Origin of the sequence: Micrococcus sp. KT16 (genome assembly GCF_003315015.1) — a bacterium.
Lineage (GTDB): Bacteria > Actinomycetota > Actinomycetes > Actinomycetales > Micrococcaceae > Micrococcus > Micrococcus luteus.
The window spans coordinates 59,189-77,887 of sequence record NZ_QNRG01000002.1; the positions used below are offsets into that span (position 1 = coordinate 59,189).

Annotated in this window: 14 protein-coding genes and 2 tRNA genes; 8 read left to right on the forward strand and 8 right to left on the reverse strand. The window is 75.4% G+C overall.

The genetic code is table 11. The features are described 5' to 3' along the window. Nucleotides 1–75 precede the first annotated feature (75 nt). The 7 genes from DE149_RS02380 to DE149_RS02410 all read left to right on the forward strand — a co-directional run bounded on the left by DE149_RS02380 (nucleotide 76) and on the right by DE149_RS02410 (nucleotide 8,031). On the forward strand, nucleotides 76–624 hold the full coding sequence (locus DE149_RS02380; RefSeq protein WP_065573672.1) for a hypothetical protein: 549 nt from the start codon (nucleotides 76–78) through the stop codon (nucleotides 622–624). Nucleotides 625–691: 67 nt separating this feature from the next. Continuing rightward, nucleotides 692–764 (forward strand) — tRNA-Lys (locus DE149_RS02385). An 86-nt stretch (nucleotides 765–850) separates the two neighbouring features. Next, on the forward strand, nucleotides 851–1,339 hold the full coding sequence (bcp, locus tag DE149_RS02390; RefSeq protein ID WP_010078986.1) for a thioredoxin-dependent thiol peroxidase: 489 nt from the start codon (nucleotides 851–853) through the stop codon (nucleotides 1,337–1,339). 67 nt (nucleotides 1,340–1,406) lie between these two features. Beyond that, nucleotides 1,407–1,487 (forward strand) — tRNA-Leu (locus DE149_RS02395). Between the two features lie 48 nt (nucleotides 1,488–1,535). Continuing rightward, nucleotides 1,536–3,200 (forward strand): ABC transporter substrate-binding protein, encoded by a 1,665-nt coding sequence (locus DE149_RS02400; RefSeq protein WP_036312976.1) that lies wholly within the window; start codon nucleotides 1,536–1,538, stop codon nucleotides 3,198–3,200. 99 nt (nucleotides 3,201–3,299) lie between these two features. Further along, entirely contained in the window at nucleotides 3,300–4,790 is a 1,491-nt protein-coding gene (locus DE149_RS02405; protein WP_205805183.1) for a malate:quinone oxidoreductase, read from the forward strand. Nucleotides 4,791–4,797: 7 nt separating this feature from the next. After that, the gene (locus tag DE149_RS02410) at nucleotides 4,798–8,031 is read left to right on the forward strand and encodes an efflux RND transporter permease subunit (RefSeq protein WP_036312982.1); all 3,234 of its coding nucleotides are present in this window, start codon (nucleotides 4,798–4,800) and stop codon (nucleotides 8,029–8,031) included. A gap of 46 nt (nucleotides 8,032–8,077) precedes the next feature. Here the strand turns inward: DE149_RS02410 and DE149_RS02415 are convergent, their stop codons facing one another. Both DE149_RS02415 and DE149_RS02420 read right to left on the reverse strand, forming a co-directional pair. Beyond that, nucleotides 8,078–11,122: an AAA family ATPase gene (locus DE149_RS02415; protein WP_113913894.1), complete on the reverse strand. Its 3,045-nt coding sequence runs from the start codon at nucleotides 11,120–11,122 to the stop codon at nucleotides 8,078–8,080. Beyond that, the gene (locus DE149_RS02420; RefSeq protein ID WP_069941941.1) at nucleotides 11,119–12,342 is read right to left on the reverse strand and encodes an exonuclease SbcCD subunit D; all 1,224 of its coding nucleotides are present in this window, start codon (nucleotides 12,340–12,342) and stop codon (nucleotides 11,119–11,121) included. The genes DE149_RS02415 and DE149_RS02420 overlap by 4 nt, the downstream gene beginning before the upstream one ends. 66 nt (nucleotides 12,343–12,408) lie before the next feature. Between DE149_RS02420 and DE149_RS02425 the strand changes: the two genes are divergently transcribed. Then, a complete protein-coding gene (locus DE149_RS02425; RefSeq protein WP_113913895.1) occupies nucleotides 12,409–13,563 on the forward strand; it encodes an ADP-ribosylglycohydrolase family protein in 1,155 nt (384 codons plus the stop codon). A gap of 5 nt (nucleotides 13,564–13,568) precedes the next feature. Here DE149_RS02425 and DE149_RS02430 read toward each other — a convergent pair whose 3' ends face one another. Genes DE149_RS02430 through DE149_RS02455 form a run of 6 tightly spaced genes read right to left on the reverse strand, consistent with a single transcriptional unit; the run spans nucleotide 13,569 to nucleotide 18,692 of the window. Continuing rightward, on the reverse strand, nucleotides 13,569–14,714 hold the full coding sequence (locus DE149_RS02430) for an exonuclease domain-containing protein (protein ID WP_113913896.1): 1,146 nt from the start codon (nucleotides 14,712–14,714) through the stop codon (nucleotides 13,569–13,571). Next, entirely contained in the window at nucleotides 14,711–15,400 is a 690-nt protein-coding gene (locus DE149_RS02435) for a non-canonical purine NTP pyrophosphatase (RefSeq protein ID WP_044659188.1), read from the reverse strand. The genes DE149_RS02430 and DE149_RS02435 overlap by 4 nt, the downstream gene beginning before the upstream one ends. Beyond that, on the reverse strand, nucleotides 15,397–16,161 hold the full coding sequence (gene rph, locus DE149_RS02440; protein ID WP_113913897.1) for a ribonuclease PH: 765 nt from the start codon (nucleotides 16,159–16,161) through the stop codon (nucleotides 15,397–15,399). The genes DE149_RS02435 and rph overlap by 4 nt, the downstream gene beginning before the upstream one ends. 22 nt (nucleotides 16,162–16,183) lie before the next feature. Beyond that, on the reverse strand, nucleotides 16,184–16,999 hold the full coding sequence (locus DE149_RS02445; RefSeq protein ID WP_113913898.1) for an MBL fold metallo-hydrolase: 816 nt from the start codon (nucleotides 16,997–16,999) through the stop codon (nucleotides 16,184–16,186). Next, on the reverse strand, nucleotides 16,996–17,928 hold the full coding sequence (gene murI / locus DE149_RS02450) for a glutamate racemase (protein WP_113913899.1): 933 nt from the start codon (nucleotides 17,926–17,928) through the stop codon (nucleotides 16,996–16,998). Before murI ends, DE149_RS02445 begins: the two co-directional genes overlap by 4 nt. Continuing rightward, complete coding sequence (locus tag DE149_RS02455) at nucleotides 17,925–18,692, reverse strand: DUF2017 family protein (RefSeq protein WP_069941945.1); 768 nt, start codon at nucleotides 18,690–18,692, stop codon at nucleotides 17,925–17,927. Before DE149_RS02455 ends, murI begins: the two co-directional genes overlap by 4 nt. Between the last annotated feature and the right edge of the window lie 7 nt (nucleotides 18,693–18,699).

Here is an 18,699-nt window from a genome sequence, read left to right on the forward strand (position 1 = left end):
CGGGCCGACGCGACGTCCCCGTGTGACGGGTGCCGCGGCATGACACGTGCGGACGGGTCCGCGTACGTTGGGGCCATGGACACGCCCACCCTGCACAGACGGCTGCGCCGCGTCTTCGATGCGCGCGTGTTCAACCACGGCGACTACAACGTCGTCTACGGCCAGCCCTCGGGCTCCTCCTCCCCCCTCGTGATCGGCTACCGCCACCAGCCGCTCGAGATGCTGCTGTGCCCGTTCGACCCCACCTCCACCCCGGACGACCACGACCGCCGCGCGCCGGGCGTGGCCGAGGACGATCCGCACGGCCCGGTGACCGAGGCCTCCGCGGACCGCGCCGACGTCGTCGAGGTGGGGCTGGCCAACGTGGCCACCGTGGCGGACACGGGCAGCGGCTATCAGGTGGAGACCGTCACGGGCTTCCGGACGTGGTTCGACGTCCCGGAGCACACGCGGGTGCCGGTGGGCGACCTCACGGAGGACGGCACCGCGGAGCTCGACCAGGCCGAGGACGCCACCGACTTCCACGCCTTCATGACCGCCTTCATGGACGAGCTGGACCGCCTCTACGCGGCCCCGGAGCCGGACACGACGGACGTCACGCCCCCCGATTTGCACGGCGTCTGAAACCCCTGGTAGGGTTTCACCTCGTTGCACGGCGCACCGGAGAGATCCGAGAGGCGGTGCGGCACCTGCACCTCTAGCTCAACCGGTAGAGCATCTGACTCTTAATCAGCAGGTTCCGGGTTCGAGTCCCGGGGGGTGCACCCACCGAAGCGAAGGCCCCGTCTCCACGGAGACGGGGCCTGCGTCGTCCCCGCTCCCCGCCCGGGCCCACCGTAGGCTGGGGCCCATGACCGACACGACCCAGCACCGCCTCCAGCCCGGCGACACGGCACCCGCGTTCACCCTCCAGGACCAGGAGGGCCGGCCCGTCTCGCTGCGCGACAGCGCGGGCAAGCACACGATCGTCTACTTCTACCCGGCCGCGTCCACGCCCGGCTGCACCACGCAGGCCTGCGACTTCCGGGACAGCCTCGCCTCCCTGACCGCGGCCGGCTACGTCGTCCTGGGGATCTCCCCCGACCCGATCGGCAAGATCATCCGGTTCGCCGAGCAGGAGGGCCTGACGTTCCCCCTGCTCTCGGACGAGGACCACGCGGTGGCCGAGGCCTACGGCGCCTGGGGTGAGAAGAAGAACTACGGGCGGACCTTCGAGGGTCTGATCCGCTCCACGATCGTCGTCGGCCCGGACGGGAAGGTCACCCACGCGCAGTACAACGTGAAGGCGACCGGCCACGTGGCCCGACTGCGCCGCACCCTCGGCCTCGACGAGGCCTGATCCGCGCCCGCCGCGCCCGGGCGCCGCACGGTAGGATCGGGCCTCGCCCCGCCCGCGCGGGGTGTGCGCGGGCGTGGCGGAACTGGTAGACGCGCTGGATTTAGGTTCCAGTGTCCTGGACGTGGGGGTTCGAGTCCCCCCGCCCGCACTCCCCGGGCCCGCCCGACCCCGACGTCACCTGCCAGAGGAGGCCGCCATGCAGCCCACTCGCCGCGCCTTCCTCGGCGGGGGCCTGGGCCTGCTCGGCCTGGGCGTGGCCGGCTGCACGACGTCGCCCGCGGCGCCGTCCTCGGCCGCCCCGAGCTCCTCGGGCCCGGGCCGGCTGCTCGTGGTCGGCGCCCCGGCGCGGGCGCTGACGCGGGACCCGGCCCGCGCGCTGGACGTCGAGTCCTTCCGTCTGATCCGCCAGGTCTTCGAGACGCTGCTCGGCGTGGACGCGGACACCGGCGCCCCCACGCCCCGCCTCGCCGAGCGGCACGAGGAGTCCGACGGCGGCCGCCTCCACACGTTCCACCTGGTCTCCGGGGTGGTGTTCGACGACGGCGAGCCGTGCGATGCCGCCGCCGTGGTCGCGAACATCGAGCGGTGGGCCGCCGCACCTGCGCCCGTGGACGGGACCGTCTCCCCGCCCTCCTCGTTCGTCTCGGCCTTCGGCGGATACGCCGGGGACGCGGACTCCGCCTTCGCCGGCGTCGAGGCGCACGGAGAGCTCGAGGTGCGGCTGCGCCTGCACTCCCCGCGCCGTCACCTCGCGGCCGCGCTGGCCTCGCCGGCCTTCGCGATCTCCTCGCCGGCCTCGTGGGACCGCACGGTCGACGTGGACGGCTCCGAGGTCACCACCCCCGCCGGCACCGGCCCCTACCGCTGGGCCGACGCCGCGGAGACCGCCGAGCTCACGCGCGCCCACCCGGGTGCCTCGGGCGCAACGTTCCTGGTCCCCAGCGCCCGCCACCGCGGCTCCGATCCGGCGGCGCATCCGGTGGCCGTGCAGGCGTGGGGTCGGGCCTCCGTGCGCCTGCGGGAGCTGCGGCGCGGCACGGCGGACGTGATCGACGTCGTCGCCCCCGGCCAGCTGCGCCCCCTCGTCGAGGCCGGCACCCAGGTGCTGCCCCGGGACCCCCTGGGCGTGCTCTACGTGGGCATGAACCTGGACCATCCGCTCGTGCACGCGCAGTACCTGCGCCAGGCGATCGCGTACGCGGTGGACCGCCCGCGCATCGCCGGCAGCGACGTCTTCCTCGAGGGCACCCGCCTGGCCCACGACCTCGTCCCCCCGTCCCTCGGCGTCGGCGACGAGGAGGCTCGGCGCTACGACGTCAACCCGGGCCGGGCCCGCGAGTTCCTCGGCCTGGCGGGATACGACGGGGAGCCGTTGGAGTTCCTCTACCCGGCTGGCACGGCCCGTCCCTCCCTGCCCGAGCCTGAGCGGGTCTACGCGATGGTCGCCCGCGACCTCGGCGCGGTGGGGATGCACATCGTGCCCGTGCCCGTGCCGGAGGACCAGGACTACCTGCACGCCGTCGTCTCCCGACCCACCCGAGCCCTGCACCTGATGGGCCGCACCGGCGACTACCGAGACCCGCACGCGTTCCTCGAGCCCTTCGCGCGCTCGGGCCGCGCCGAGACCGGCTACCGCAACCCGCGCGTCGTCGAGGACGTGGACGCGGCGGCGGCCGAGACCGACGACGACACACGCCGCGCCCTGTTCCGCCGCGTCGTCCGGGCCATGGCCCTCGACCTGCCGGCGCTGCCGCTGGTCTATCCGATCTCGGCCCTGGCCACCGGCCCGCGCGTGGCCTCCTACCCGACGTCGCCGCAGCTGGACGAGCCCTTCTCGCGCGTCAGGCTGACCGAAGGCTGAACGCACCGGTAGTACAGTGGGAGATCACGGCGCCCGGCCCGACCGCCACTGCTCGGCCTGGTCGCACTGCGCCCACCCGCCGTCGTTCTGCTTCAGGAGTTGACCGTGCCCACCACCTCGTCCACCGCCACCCACGACGTCGTCCTGATCGGCGGCGGCATCATGAGCGCCACCCTGGGCGTGCTGCTGCAGAAGCTCGAGCCCACCTGGTCCATCGCCCTGTACGAGAGCCTCGATCAGGCCGGCCTGGAGTCCTCCGACCCGTGGAACAACGCGGGCACCGGCCACGCCGCCCTGTGCGAGCTGAACTACTCGCCCATGGACAAGAACGGACGGGTGGACGTCACCAAGGCGCTGGGCATCAACGAGCAGTTCTGGACCACCCGCCAGTTCTGGTCCTCCCTGGTGGCGGACGGCACGCTCAAGGACCCCAAGTCCTTCATCAACCCGCTGCCGCACATGTCCTTCGTGTGGGGTGACGACCACGCGGACTACCTCCGCACCCGCTATGAGGCCATGTCCGCCCAGCCGCTGTTCGCCGGCATGGAGCACAGCGAGGACCCGGAGCAGATCCGTGCCTGGGCCCCGCTGCTGATCGAGGGCCGTGAGCCGGGCCAGCGCCTGGCGGCGTCCCGCAACACCGGCGGCACCGACGTCGACTTCGGCTCCCTCACCCGCCAGCTCATCACGGCCATGGCCGGCGCCGGCGCCGAGGTGCGCTTCGGTCACAAGGTCACCGGCCTCACCCGCGGCACGGACGGCCGCTGGGAGGTCAAGGTCAAGAACAAGGCCGCCGGCTCCGAGCTCGTGGACCGCGCCCGCTTCGTCTTCGTCGGTGCCGGCGGCGGCGCCCTGCCCCTGCTGCAGAAGTCCGGCATCCCCGAGGCCAAGGGCTTCGGCGGCTTCCCGGTCTCCGGCCAGTTCCTGCGCTGCACGGACGAGTCCGTGGTCAACCAGCACATGGCCAAGGTGTACGGCCAGGCCGCCGTCGGCGCCCCGCCGATGTCCGTGCCCCACCTGGACACCCGCTTCGTCAACGGCAAGCGCTCCCTGCTGTTCGGCCCCTACGCCGGGTTCTCCACGAACTTCCTCAAGACCGGCTCCTACCTGGACCTGCCGCTGTCCGTGCGCCCGCACAACCTCAGCACGATGCTGGACGTGGCCAAGGACAACATGGACCTGACCAAGTACCTCGTGACCGAGGTGCTGAAGTCCCGGGACAAGAAGATCGACGCGCTGCACGAGTTCTACCCGGAGGCCGACGGCGGCGAGTGGGAGCTGATCACCGCGGGCCAGCGCGTGCAGGTGATGAAGCGCAAGGGCCGCTTCGGCGGCGTCCTGCAGTTCGGCACCGAGGTCGTCACGCACGCGGACGGCTCGCTCGGCGGCCTGCTCGGCGCCTCGCCGGGCGCCTCCACCGCGGCCCCCATCATGGTGAAGCTGCTCGAGCGCTGCTTCCCCGCGAAGATGGCCGGCTGGGACGGCACGCTCAAGGAGCTCATCCCGTCCCTGGGCCACACGCTCAACGACGACCCGGCGCTGCTGGACGAGGTCCGCACCGTCACGGACGCCGCACTGAAGCTGGCCTGACGCCCCGATGGGAGCGCTCGCACGGTTCTCACTCGGTCGGCGGGCGCTCGTGGCGCTCGTCACCGTGTTCATCGCGGTGTTCGGCGTCCTCTCCGCCGGGCAGCTCAAGCGGGAGCTGATCCCCCCGCTCGAGCTGCCCGTCATCTCCGTCTCGACGCTCTACCCGGGGGCGTCCCCCGAGGTCGTGGACGCTCAGGTGGGCGAGCCCCTCGAGACGGCCCTGCAGGCCGTGGAGGGGCTCGAATCCTCGCGGTCCACGTCGCAGTCCGGCTTCAACGCGGTCCAGCTGGAGTTCGCCTACGGCACAGACCTGAACCGGGCCCGGTCCCAGGTGGACCGCGTGGTGGCCAACCTGGGGCCGCAGCTGCCGGAGGAGGCGGAGACCTCGTCCTTCGCGGGCTCCGTCTCCGACTTCCCGGTGGTCTTCCTCGCCCTGTCCGGGGACGAGGACCTCAACACCCTGCGCCGCCGCGCCGAGGACGTCCTGGCCCCGCGGCTGCAGAAGATCGACGGCGTCCGTGGCGCCGACGTCCTCGGCGGCACGGACGAGAACGTCTCCGTGGTCCCGGACCCGGCCGCGCTCGCCGCCGCCGGGCTGACCACCTCCGACATCACCGACGCACTCGAGGAGAACGCCGGCCTCTTCCCCGTCGGCCAGGTCACCGAGGGGGCGACCACCTATCCCGTCCAGGCGGGCGCCGCCGTCGAGGACCTCGAGGGCCTGCGCGGGATCGTCGTCGCTCCCTCCGGCGACGGCGAACCGCGCACCCTGGACGAGGTCGCCGACGTCACCCTCGTGGCCGCGGCCCCCACGTCCCTGACCCGCACCGACGGGGTGCCGACGCTGTCCGTCTCCGTGACCGCGACCCCGGACGCCGACCTCGTGGCGGTCTCGCAGGCCGTGCGCGACGCCCTGCCGGAGCTGGCGTCCCTGGTCGGCGGCGGCGCGGACCTGACCGTGGTGTTCGACCAGGCCCCGTTCATCCAGCAGTCCATCGACACGCTGTTCCAGGAGGGCCTGCTGGGCCTGGCGTTCGCCGTGCTGGTGATCGCCGTGTTCCTGCTCTCGGTGCGCTCCACCCTCGTCACCGCCGTGTCCATTCCGCTGTCCCTGCTGGCCGCCCTCATCGGGGTGGCGGCCTTCGGCTACTCCCTCAACACGCTGACGCTCGGGGCGCTGACGATCTCGATCGGCCGAGTCGTGGACGACGCGATCGTGGTGGTGGAGAACATCCGCCGGCACCTCGGCCTGGGTGCCGACCGGCGCACCGCGATCCTGGACGGCACGCGCGAGGTCGCCACCGCGATCACCGCCTCCACCCTCGTCTCCGTGGCCGTGTTCCTGCCCATCGCCTTCGTGGGCGGCCTGGCCGGCGAGCTGTTCCGGCCCTTCGCCGTGACCGCCACGGTCGCCCTGCTGGCCTCCCTCGTCGTCGCCCTGACGATCGTGCCGGTGCTGTGCTGGTGGTTCCTGCGCTCCCCGCGGCGCGGGGCCGAGACCACGGCCGCGCCCGCCGTCCCCGGCGACCGGCCCGTGGCGGCCGGCGGATGGCTCACCCGGGCCTACCGCCCGGTGCTGCGCTGGACACAGCGGCACACCGTGGTCACCCTCGCCGCCGCCCTGGCGCTGCTGGCCGGCACGGCCGCGCTGGTCCCGCTGATCCCCACGAACCTCCTGGGCGACTCGGGACAGAACTCGTTCGTCGTCACGGCGGAGCAGGAGCCGGGGACGTCGCTGGAGACCACGGCCGCCGCCGCCGAGCGCATCGAGCGGGTGCTGCTGGACACCGACGGCGTCGAGACGGTCCAGTGGACGGCCGGCACCGCCGCCGGTCCGATGGGGGCCTTCGGCGGCTCCTCGGCGGACCGGGCGCGGTTCACGGTGGTGACCGACCCGGATGCGGACCAGGTGGCCCTCCAGGACGGGGTGCGCGCCGAGCTCACGGGTCTCGACGGCGTGGGCGACGTGTCCGTCTCCACACAGCAGGGGCCGAGCGGCGGCCAGGACATCGAGGTGGCCGTCTCCGCCCCCGACCCGCAGGCCCTCACCGCGGCCGCCGATCAGGTCGCCGAGGCGCTGCGGCCCGTCGAGGGTGCCCGCGAGGTGACGACGCCGGCTTCGGACCTGCGCCCGACGTTCCAGGTGGACGTGGACACCGTCGCCGCCGCCCGGCTCGGCCTGACCGAGGAGGCGGTGGCCGGCCAGGCCGCCGCCGCCCTGCAGGCCGTGCCCGTGGGCGACGTCCGCTTCGGGTTCGAGAGCTTCGCGGTGCAGCTGGGTGACCCGGAGCCGGTCGAGTCCCTCGACGCCCTGCGCCAGGTGCCCGTGGAGACGGCCGAGGGGCCCGTGCCGCTGGGGGACCTCGCCGAGGTCTCGCGAGTGCCGGTGCCCGCCCGGGTGACGTCCTCGAACGGCGAGCGGACCGCCGTCGTCACGGTGACCCCGGACGACGAGGACCTCGGGGCCGTCTCGCGCCGGGTCACGCAGGCCGTGGCGGAGCTGGACCTGCCCGAGGGCGTCACCGCGGCCGTGGGCGGCGCGGCGGAGCAGCAGGCGCAGACGTTCCGGGACCTCGGACTGGCGCTGCTGGCTGCCGTGGCGACCGTGTACGTCGTGATGGTGGCGACGTTCAACTCGCTGCGCCAGCCGCTCGTGCTGCTCGTGTCGATCCCCTTCGCCGCCACGGGCGTGTTCCTGGCGCTGCTGGCCACCGGCACGCCGCTGGGACTGTCCACGATGATCGGGCTGCTCATGCTGGTGGGCATCGTGGTGACGAACGCGATCGTGCTGATCGACCTGATCAACCAGTACCGCCGCGACCGCGGCATGACCCTGGACGAGGCGATCGAGGTGGGCGCGCTCAACCGCGTGCGCCCGGTGGTGATGACGGCCCTGGCCACCATCCTGGCCATGACCCCGATGGCCCTGGGCATCACGGGGCACGCGGGGTTCATCTCCCAGCCCCTCGCGGTGGCCGTGGTGGGCGGCCTGGTGTCCTCCACCCTGCTCACGCTCGTGCTCGTGCCCGTGCTGTACCGGCTCACCGAGGTCCGCGGGGAGCGCCGCCTGCAGGAGGAGCGCCGTGTCGCGGCCGAGCGGGAGGCGCAGCGCGTCGCGGCCGAGCGCGCGGCCGAGCAGGCGCGCCGGGCTGAGGAGCGTTGGGCGGCCCCGTCCGAGCTCGACGCCGGACGCCTCGGCCGACTCCGGCAGCGCCTCCGCCGGCGGTGGCGCCGGGCCTGACCTCACGCGTGGCGCGGGCCGGGGCGGCGGGGCGCACCCCCGTCGCTCAGGCGCCGTCGTGCACCGCGAGGCTCGAGCCGCGCCGGTCCTTGCGCACCTCGAGGCGCACGCCGATCTCCTGCCTCATCCGTTCGACGTGGGAGACGAGGCCCACGGTCCGGCCACCGGTCCGCAGGGTGTCCACGACGTCCAGGACGTCGTCGAGGGTGTCCGCGTCGAGCGAGCCGAAGCCCTCGTCCACGAAGAGCGTGTCCAGTTCGATGCCGCCGGCTTCGGCCTGCACGGTGTCCGCGAGCCCCAGGGCGAGGGCGAGGGAGGCCATGAAGGTCTCGCCGCCCGAGAGCGTGGCCGGGTGGCGCGTCTCGTCCACGTAGTGGTCCCGGATGACGAGTTCGAGGCCCTTGTTCCCGCGCCCGCCCACGGCGTCGGAGTACTCGATCGAATACCGCTGGTCCGTCATGGCGAGCAGACGCTCGGTGGCCGCGGCGGCGACCTCCTCGAGCCGCCCGGCGAGGACGTAGCTCGTCAGGGGCATCTTGAGCAGGTTCTCCCCGCCGCCGCGGACGAGGTCGAGCAGCCCCCGCACCCGCGTGTGCTCGGCGATGAGCCCGGCGGACCGCTCCAGGACCTCGGTCAGGGCGGCTGACTGGCGGCGCACCGTGGCGACGAGTGAATCGAGTCGCCCGACCGCCGTCGCCCGGGACGAGCTCGCGGCCTCGGCCGCGGCGAGCGCCTCGGCGGCGGCGCGGGTCTGCTCCTCGGTCGGCGGCTCGACGCCCGCCTCGGCGAGGGCGCGGCCCCGGCGGACGGGCTCGCTCGCCTCGAGCTCGGCGAGGCGGGCCCGTTCGGCGTGCCACTCCTGCACGGCGGCCGTGCGCGCGGCGGCCTCCGTCTCCTCGAGGCGGGCCGCGCGCGCCGCGTCGACGTCGTCGAAGTGCTGTTCGGCCAGCGCGGCGGTGAGCGCCTGGTCGGTCTCGTCGGCGACCGCCCGGGCGCGCGCGTCCTCGTCCTGCGCCGCAGCGAGGGCGGCCAGGACCCGGCGTGCGGCGGTGACCTGGTCGCGGCGGGCGTCGAGGGTCTCGGCGTCACCGCGGGCGGCCTCGACGGCGTCCCGCAGCTCGGTCAGCCGGGCGGCACGGTGGGCGGCGGCCTCGGCGAGCCGACCGTCCTCGGCCGCGAGCGCGGCGGCGGTCTCGTCGGCCCCGGCGAGCGTCTTCTCGGCGGCGGTCAGCCGCCGGCGGTCCGCGGCGAGGTCCTTCGCCGCCTGGTCCAGCGCGGCCCGTTCGGCCTCGGCGCGCTCGAGCGCCTCTCGCGCGGCCTCGGGTGCGAGCCCGGCGGCGGCCTCGCGCGCCGTGCGGAGGGTCTGCTCGGCGGCGCGCAGGGCGGTCTCGGCGTCGGTCGCGGCCCGGTCGGCCGCGGTCCGGGCCTGCTCGGCGTCCCGCACGTCCGCCTCGGTCACCGTGGTGTCCGCGGTGGCGGCCGGGGCCGGGTGCTCGGGCGAGCCGCACACGGCGCACGGCTCGCCGGGCACGAGCCGCTCCGCCAGTTCGGAGGCGGCCTGCTCGTACCGGGCACGCAGCAGACCGACGTGCCGTTCGGCGGCCTCGCGTCGCCGCTCCTGTGCCTCCCGGTGGGCCCGGGCCGCGGTCTCTGCCTCGACGGCGCGGGCGGCCGCGGCCTCGGCGGCCGTGCGGCGAGCGGCGGCCTCGGACACGGCGCGGTCCACGGCCTCCCGGGCGCCGAGACGCTCGGTGCCGCGTTCGACGGCCGCGCGGTGTGCCGCGACGGCCGCCTCACGCTCGGGGCGGGACTCGACCAGGGCGGCGCGGTCGCGGCCGATCTCGGCCCGACGCTCCGCCGCGGCGGCCGCCTCCTGCTCCAGCTCGCCCATCCGGGCACGGTCCTGGACGGCGCGTGCCACCGCCTCCGCGGCGCGCTCGGCCTCCCCCAGCGCCTGGCGGGAGGCGGGCGCGTCGGCGGCCCCGTCCGCCCGGGCGGCGGCGAGCCACGCCGCCGCGGTCGGCTCGTCCTCGACGTGCGCCAGGGCCTCCGTCACCGTCTCCGACGCGGTGCCGGCGGCGTCCGCCGCCGCGGTGGCCCGCTGGGCGGCCGCGAGCACCCGCCCGGCGCGCTCATGGGCGTCGACGGCGCGGCGCCGCGCCGCGGCGGTCTCGGCCTCGGCGTCGTGGTCGCGTCGACGGCTCACCCACGCCTCGGCCGCGGCCAGGTCCCGCCCGCGGGTCTCCAGCTCACGCGCCGTCACCCGGGCCCGCTGCTCCGCGGCGCGGGCCGTGGCGAGGTCGGCCCGCGCGTCCTCGTGGGCGCGACCTGCGCGCTCGGCGGCGAGGGCGAGCAGCCGGTCGTCCGTGTCCGGTGACGGCTCCGGCGCATGCCAGTCCGGGCCGAGCGCCTCGTGGAGCGCCTCGGCCAGCTGTGCCCGCGCGGTCCGGGCCACGTCCGCGTCCACGGCCACCGCGGTGTCCAGCCGGGCCGTCTCGACGCGCAGGTGCTCCTCGACGCCGTCGAAGCGCTGCGTGCCGAAGAGCCGCCGCAGCAGGACGCGGCGCTCATCCGACTTCGCGGTGAGGAACTGGGCGAACTGTCCCTGAGGCAGCAGGACCACCTGCATGAACTGCTCGGCGTCCAGGTGCAGGACGGCCGCGATCTGCTGGCCGACCTCGTCCGCCCGGGTGAGCGGCGCCGTCCATTCCCCGTCCACGCGTTCCCGCAGGGAGACCGTGGCCTGCGTGGTGACGGTGGCGCCGCCCGCCGCGCTGCGTCTCCGGCGGGGCCGCTCGTGCTTGGGCGAGCGGACCACCTCGAAGCGCCGGCCCTGCACGGTGAACTCGACCTGCACCTCGGGGATCACCGCGCCGGGCTCGCGCAGCGTGGTCACGAGCGACTCGGCCGACCGTCCGCCCGGCACGGTCCCGTAGAGGGCGAAGCACAGCGCGGCCAGCACCGTGGACTTGCCCGCGCCGGTGGGCCCGTCCAGCAGGAACAGGCCGCCCGCGTTGAGCCGGTCGAAGTCGACGTCCTGCGCCTGGGCGTAGGGCCCGAGCCCCTCCAGGCGCATCCGATGGATCCTCATGCGCGCACCTCCCCCGCGCGAGCGGCCTCGAGGGCGTCCCGCAGCAGGTCCTGCTCGGCCCCGCTGGCCGGCCGCTGCCGGACGTGGTCCACGAAACCGACCGCGAGCGCGTGGTCCGAGGGTGCCTGCCGCAGGACCTGGGCGTAGGTCCGCTCCCGGGCCCGCCTCCCGCCGGCCGGTTCGTGGCGGAAGACGAGCACGGAGGGGAACCGGGTCTTCAGGCGCTCCAGGGCCCGCTCGGGGCGTTCGTCGTCGGTGACGGTGACCTGCACCCAGCACTGCTCCGCCCACGCGAACTCCGGGGACTCCAGCAGGTCCTCGATCGGCCCGGACAGCACCGCCAGGCGCCGTCCGGCGTCCCAGTCCACGGCCTCGACGTCGGTGACGGCCCCGCCCGTGACGTGGACGAGCCAGCCGCCCTTGCGGTGGCCCGCCTCGGAGAAGGAGTACGGCAGCGGTGAGCCGGAGTACCGCACGTGCTCGGCCAGCCGCTGGCGGCCGTGCAGGTGGCCCAGGGCCGCGTAGTCGAGCCCGTCGAACACGGAGACCGGCACCTGCCCCAGCGTGCCCACCAGCATCTCGGGCGGGGCGTCCGGCTCGACGTGCTCGCCCTCGCCGATGTCCCGTTCGGACTCGGAGCCGTGGCCCCCGGCCGCGAACAGGTGGGCCAGCACGACGGCGGCCACCGGCTCCGGCGTCTCGGCGCGGCGGGCGGCCAGATCGGCGTGGACGCGGCGGACCGCCTCCGTCAGCACGGCCGTGTGGTGGGGCTCCACGCCCCAGGCCGGTCCCTGGTGGCGCGGTTCGAGGTAGGGGATGCCGTAGACGGCCACGGTCTGGCCCGCGCCGCCGTCGACCCCGGGCTCGGTGAGCAGCACGGGGCGGTCCAGCTCCGCCGCGTCCGCGCGCACGTGCACGCCCGCGGCCGCCAGGAGTCCGCCGCCGAAGCCGAGGCGCACCGCCGAGTCGTGGTTGCCGCTCGTGAGCACCACCTGGGCGCCGGCCGCGTGCAGCCGGGTGAGCGTCCGGTCCAGCAGCCGGACGGCGTCCGCCGGCGGCAGCGCGCGGTCGTACACGTCCCCGGCCAGCAGGACGGCGTCCACGCCGCGCTCCGTCACGGTCGCGACGAGGGCGTCCAGGACCTCCTCCTGGGCCTCGAGCAGCCCGGTGCCGTGGAACGACCGGCCCAGATGCCAGTCCGAGGTGTGCAGCAGGATCATGCGGCCCACTCTAGGGAGGGTGTGGACGGGATAAGCACGACGCGGTGCAGCTCGTACGATGGCGGCATGTCCGCCACCGCGCCCGAGCCCACCGCCTCCTCGTCCACGCCCCTGCCCGGCCCCGAGCACGCCGACCGGGTCCTGGCCCTCCTCGCGGCCGGTGCCGCCGGGGACGCGCTGGGCGGCGTCGTCGAGTTCACCCCCGCGTCGGGGATCGAGGCGGTGCACGGCCCCGCCGGCGTCACCGACGCCGCGGACCTGCTCGCCCAGGAGGGCGCCCACGCCCTGCCGATCACCGACGACACGCAGCTGACGCTGTACGTGCTCGACGGCCTGCTCGAGTGGATCGAGTGGCAGAACGACGGCGTCCCGGCCGATCCTGCGGCGTGCGTGTGGCTCGCGTGCCTGCGCTGGTTCGCCACGCAGGACGGCGCGCTGCCCGAGGGCGCTCCCCCGGCCCCGCCCCGCTGGATCGACGCGCACGCGGAGCTGAAGGTGCGCCGCGCGCCGGGCACCGCGTGCCTGACCGGGCTCGCCGAACCGGGGATGGGCCTGCCGGGCGACCCGCACAACCCGGGTTCGAAGGGCTGCGGGACGGTCATGCGCTCGGCCCCGTACGGGATGGTGCCGGGGCTCGAGGACCCGCACGTCGTGTCCCTCGCCCGCCAGGGGGCCGTCCTCACGCACGGCCACCCCACCGCGTGGGTCGCGGCGGGCGCGTACGCCCTCGTCATCGCGGCCCTGCTGCGCGGCCTGGACCTGGCCGCCGCGGTCGCGCACGCCCGCGCGTGGCTCGACGGCCTGGGCGAGGAGGCCGCGGAGACCCGCGCCGCCGTGACCGCGGCGGTCGACCTGGCCGGCACCGTCGACGCCGACCCCGGCGCCCCCGGCGCCCTCCCCACCGCGCTCGGCGAGGGCTGGGTCGCGGAGGAGGCCCTGGCGATCGCGCTGTATGCCGCGCTCACCGCGCAGGCGGTGCACCCGGCCGATCCGGCGGCGGCGCTCGCCCTGGCGCTGCGGATCGGCGTGAACCACGACGGCGACTCCGACTCCACGGCCTCGCTGGCCGGGCAGGTGCTCGGCGTGGCGCACGGCACCGCCGTGTTCGGTGCGCACGACCCCGCGGACCGCGCCGCGGCCGAGGCCTCCGTCCCGGGGTGGATCGCCGAGCGCGAGGTCGTCCTGGAGGCCGCCCGGCGCTGGAGCGCCGCGACCACCTGAGTGGTTCAGCGCGCGGCGTCCGGCCAGTTCCCGTCGAGCATCTGCAGGAACTCCCCCTCGGAGACCAGGGCGATGGCCTGCCCACGGTCCCGCCGGCGCAGGGCGTCCCGCGTCTTGCGGTGCGCCAGCGCCGTGGTCACGGCCTGCGGTGCCCCGTCCTCGGCGCGCGGGCGGTGCAGGTCCGCGGCCTCGAAGCCGTCCCCCACGACGAGCATCGTGGTGGCCGCGCCCACCCGGTTCGCGGTCTGCGCGCCGTGCGCGGCCGCGCGCGTCTTGGCACTCTGACGCGACATGCCGATGCCGCCCGTGAACACCACGGTCTGGCCGAACAGGGGGTGGCCCGGGTCGGCGGCCGGGTTCGGGAGCGGATTGACGCCCTCGTCCGGCCAGCGCATGAAGTCGGGCATGGCGCGTTCGTCCCGCAGCGGGACCCGCGCGTCGAAGACGCCCTCGGTACGCCGGGCCTGGCGGGTGGCCTTCGACTCGGCGCCCGATCCCGCCGCCCGGGGGGCGAGGACGCTGACGCTCAGCCCCTGGGCCCGCATCAGGCGGTCGACGCCGCGGCCGGCCGGCGCGTCGGTCAGCCCGGGCAGAATCTCCGCGTCGGCCGGCGGCGCCCCCAGCACGCGCCGGCCGATGTCCACGAGGATGGCCGCGCAGGCCTCGGCGTCGGCCAGTGCGTCGTGGTGGCGCCCCGGGGTGAACCCGGCCTCGCGCGCCGCGGAGGGCAGGGCGTACGAGGGCAGGTCGTAGACGCGGCGCGCCAGCACCAGGGTGCACACGAACTCCAGGCCCGGCACGTCCCGGCCGGAGACCTCGAGGCCGGACTCGATGACGCCGACGTCGAAGCCCGCGTTGTGCGCCGCGAGCACGTCCGTCCCCACGAAGTCCGCGAGCTCGTCGTACACCTGCGCGAACCGGGGGGCGTCCAGGACGCGGTCCTCGGTGACGCCGTGGATGCGCACGTTGCGGGGATCGAACCGGTCGAAGCCGACGGGCGGACGGATCAGCCACTCGGCACGGTCCACCATGACCCCGTCCCGCACCCGGACGGCGCCCACGGCGCACGGGGAGCCGCGGAAGCCGTTGGCGGTCTCGAAGTCGATCGCGGTGAAGTCCAGCCCCGGCACGGGGACGCGCCCGCCGCTCACGGGCGCGCGTCGAGCGCGTCCACCAGGTAGGGCAGCAGGGCGCGGAAGGCGTGCCCCCGGTGGCTGATCGCGTTCTTGTCCTCGGGGCTCAGCTGCGCGGTGGACACGTCCCGGCCCTCGGGCCGCAGGATCGGGTCGTAGCCGAAGCCGCCGTCCCCCACGGGCTCGCGCAGCAGCGTGCCGGGCAGGCGGCCGTGCTCGACGTGCTCGACGTGGATGGCCCGGGCGCCCGCGGCGTCCGGGCCGCTGGGGACCGCGAGCGCGGCGGCGCACACGAACTGGGCACCCCGATGCTCGTCCGGCACGTCGGCCAGCTGGGCCAGCAGCAGCTCGAGGTTGGCACGGTCGTCCCCGTGGCGCCCGGCCCAGCGGGCCGAGAAGATCCCGGGGGCGCCGTGCAGCACGTCCACGGCCAGACCGGAGTCGTCCGCGACGGCGATCAGCCCGGTGTGCGCGGCCACGGCGCGGGCCTTCTTCAGCGCGTTCTGGGCGAACGTGACGCCGTCCTCGACGACGTCCGGGGCGCCCACGGCGCCCGCGTCCACCACCGCGGCCTCCACGTCGAGGCCGGGCACGGCGCCGGCGAGCAGCTGCCGCAGCTCGCGCACCTTGCCCGCGTTGTGCGTGGCGAGCACGATGCGGGCGCCCTCCGGCAGGCCCGCCGACGAGGAGGCGGGCGCGCTCACGCCCGGTCCTCCGTGGCGGCGGCCAGGGTCTCGGCCTGGATGCGGGCCAGCTCACCCGTGCCGATCAGGGCCAGGTCCAGCAGGGTGTCCAGCTCGGCGCGGGTGAACGGCGCGCCCTCGGCGGTGCCCTGCACCTCCACGAACTCCCCGGCCCCGGTGACGACCACGTTCATGTCCGTCTCCGCCTTCACGTCCTCCACGTACGGCAGGTCGAGGACGGGCACCCAGTCCACGATGCCCACGGACACCGCGGCGACGGAGTCCTTGAGGACGGCGGCGCCCTTGGCGAGGATCCCTTCGCGCCGCGCCCAGGCCACCGCCTCGGCGAGGGCGACGTAGGCGCCCGTGATGGCGGCGGTGCGGGTGCCGCCGTCGGCGTCGAGGACGTCGCAGTCCAGGACGATGGTGTTCTCCCCCAGGGCGGACAGGTCGATGACGGCGCGCAGGGACCGGCCGATCAGGCGGGAGATCTCGTGGGTGCGCCCGCCGATCCGGCCCTTGACGGACTCGCGCTGGCTGCGCTCGTTGGTGGCCCGCGGGAGCATCGCGTACTCGGCGGTGACCCAGCCGGTCCCCTCGCCCTTGAGCCAGCGCGGCACGCCCTCGGTGAAGGAGGCGGTGCACAGCACGCGGGTGTTCCCGAACTCGATCAGGGCCGAGCCCTCCGCCTGCCGGGACCAGCCCCGGGTGATGGTGATGGGGCGCAGCTCGTCGACGGCGCGGCCGTCCGGGCGGGGGGCGGTGGGGGCGGGAGAGCTCATGGCCTCCAGTCTAGGCGCGCCCTCAGACGCCGTAGCTCAGCCCCGAGACGGCGACGGCCAGCGGGCCGTCGTACACCGCGCGGGCCTCCTGGACGGCGCGCTGCGGATCGTTCCACACCGGCAGGTGTGTGAGCAGCAGCTTCCGGGCCCCGGCCTGCGCCGCCGTCTCGCCGGCCCGTCGGCCGGTCAGGTGGACGCCGTCGATGCCGTCGTCCCGGCCCTCGTGGAAGGCGGCCTCGCACAGGAACACGTCCGCGTCCCGCGCGGCCTCGACGAGCCCCTCACACGCGTCGGTGTCCCCGGAGTAGGTGAGCACGCGGGTGGTGACGTCGCCGTCGTCGTCGACGCGGTCCACCTCGACCCGGATCGCGTAGGCCTCGTCGATGGGATGGCGCACGGGGACCGGGGTGAACCGGAACGGACCGAGCCGCTCGGTGCGGCCGGCGGCCCAGCACCGGAACTCGAAGTCCTGGTGCATCCCCGGCTCGGGGTCCATCCCGTACGCCTCGGCGACGCGGTCGGCGGTGCCGGCGGGTCCGTAGACGGGCAGCCGGCCGCGGTCCCAGCCGGCCGGGTTCCAGCGGATGGCCACGTGCATCCCGCACAGGTCCATGAAGTGGTCCGGGTGCAGGTGGGAGAGCAGGATGCCGTCCAGGTCCTCGAGCTCGACGTAGCGCTGCAGCACGCCGAGGGCGCCGTTGCCGAGGTCCAGCAGGATCCGCCATGTGCGCGGGGTGACGCCGTCCTCGGCCACGCCCTCGGCGGTGAGGAGGTAGCACGAGGCGGGTGAGCCCGGGCCGGGGAAGGACCCGGAGGCCCCGATGATGGTCAGCTTCACGTCACACCCTCCTGCTCGGCGCCCAGCCGCACGAAGGCCGTCGAGCGCGTCGGGACCGGCGCGTCCGCGGGGCGGGGCGCGCCGATCGTCTCCAGGCGGCGCACGGACTCGACCTCGGGTCCGAGGAAGCGGCGCGCGAGGGCCTGGAAGTGGTCGGGGTCGCCGGTGGCGGCGAAGCGGTGGCGGGTGGCCTGGCCGGAGCCCGCGGCCGAGTGGGGGTGCTCGAGGCCGAGGCGGACCAGTTCCCGGTAGAGGTCCTTGGCGGTCTCCTCCGCGGAGGAGACGAGCGTGACGTCCTCCCCCATCACGAGCGAGAGGGCGCCGGTCAGCAGCGGGTAGTGGGTGCATCCCAGCACGAGGGTGTCCACGCCCGCCGCGCGCAGCGGGGCCGTGTACTCCCGGGCGGTCTCCAGCAGTTCGGGGCCGGTGGTGATGCCGGCCTCCACGAACTCCACGAACCGCGGGCACGCGACCGAGGTGATCTCGAGGTGCGGGGCGGCCGAGAACGAGTCCTCGTAGGCGCGGGACCCGACGGTCGCCTCGGTGCCGATCACGCCGATTCGGCCCGTGCGGGTGGCGGCCACGGCGCGGCGCACGGCGGGCTGGATCACCTCGATCACGGGGATGCCGTGGCCTCCCGTGTAGCGCTCGCGGGCGTCGCGCAGCACGGCGGCCGACGCGGAGTTGCACGCGATCACGAGCGCCTTGACGCCGCGCGCGACGAGCTCGTCCATGATCGCCAGGGCGAGGGCCCGTACCTCGGCGATGGGCCGCGGGCCGTACGGCGAGTGCTCCGTGTCGCCCACGTAGAGGATGGACTCGTGGGGCAGCTGGTCCATGATCGCCCGGGCCACGGTCAGCCCGCCCACGCCCGAGTCGAACACGCCGATCGGCGCGGCGGCGTCCACGGCGGCGCGCTGGCCGCTCACTGCTCGTCCTCCGCGTCCCCGGCGCCCGGCGCGGACTCGTCCGCGCCCTCGGGCAGCTCGCTGAGCATCTCCGTCATGAGCGTCTCCAGCAGCCACGAGGTGAAGTTGTAGAGCAGGGCCATGGTGGACTCGACGTCCTCCGCGCTGCGCCAGTCGTCCACGGCGTGCACGCGGGCGGCGTCCTCCTCGGTCTCGACGCCCAGGCGGGCGGCCAGGACGAGGCGCACGTCGTTGAGCGCGCGGCCGAAGGCCGGCGCCTGGTCGTGCGGCACCTCCACGCGCGTCGAGCGCAGCAGCTCGAGGGCCAGGCGCGCGTCCGCGAGCTTCCCCTCCGACAGGGCGTCCTCGGTCAGGGCCCGGTGGGCGCCCTGTTCGGCGGCGCCGGCCTGGGGCATCGCATCCGGCAGGAGGCGTGCGACGGCCGGGTCGGTGGGGGCCGAGCGCTGCGGCTCCGGGTCCTGGCTCAGGTGCAGGCCGGAGACCAGCCCCCAGAACGCGGCGTCGGACGCGTCCAGCCCGGCCACGGGGCCCGCGTCCTGCGCGGCGGACACGGACGGCGGCGCCGCCGGGGGATCTTCGGGCGTGTCGACGCCGTCCTCGGCGGCCGGGGCCTCGGCGGGGTCCGCCTCGGCGGGGCGCACGTCCGCGCGTCGGCCCTCGAGCAGGGCGACGACGTCCCTGACCAGCCCGCGCAGCAGGCGCACCTCCGGCAGCTCCAGCTGCGCCGTGTACCCCCGCCGCGTCCAGCGGAACCGTTCTGCCATGCCCCTC

Coding starts and splice junctions, on each gene's coding strand:
- rph (WP_113913897.1), bottom strand. CDS start 16,161: ATGAGCTCTCCCGCCCCCACCGCCCCCCGCCCGGACGGCCGCGCCGTC.
- DE149_RS02410 (WP_036312982.1), top strand. CDS start 4,798: ATGGGAGCGCTCGCACGGTTCTCACTCGGTCGGCGGGCGCTCGTGGCG.
- DE149_RS02380 (WP_065573672.1), top strand. CDS start 76: ATGGACACGCCCACCCTGCACAGACGGCTGCGCCGCGTCTTCGATGCG.
- DE149_RS02420 (WP_069941941.1), bottom strand. CDS start 12,342: ATGATCCTGCTGCACACCTCGGACTGGCATCTGGGCCGGTCGTTCCAC.
- DE149_RS02415 (WP_113913894.1), bottom strand. CDS start 11,122: ATGAGGATCCATCGGATGCGCCTGGAGGGGCTCGGGCCCTACGCCCAG.
- DE149_RS02425 (WP_113913895.1), top strand. CDS start 12,409: ATGTCCGCCACCGCGCCCGAGCCCACCGCCTCCTCGTCCACGCCCCTG.
- DE149_RS02455 (WP_069941945.1), bottom strand. CDS start 18,692: ATGGCAGAACGGTTCCGCTGGACGCGGCGGGGGTACACGGCGCAGCTG.
- bcp (WP_010078986.1), top strand. CDS start 851: ATGACCGACACGACCCAGCACCGCCTCCAGCCCGGCGACACGGCACCC.
- DE149_RS02400 (WP_036312976.1), top strand. CDS start 1,536: ATGCAGCCCACTCGCCGCGCCTTCCTCGGCGGGGGCCTGGGCCTGCTC.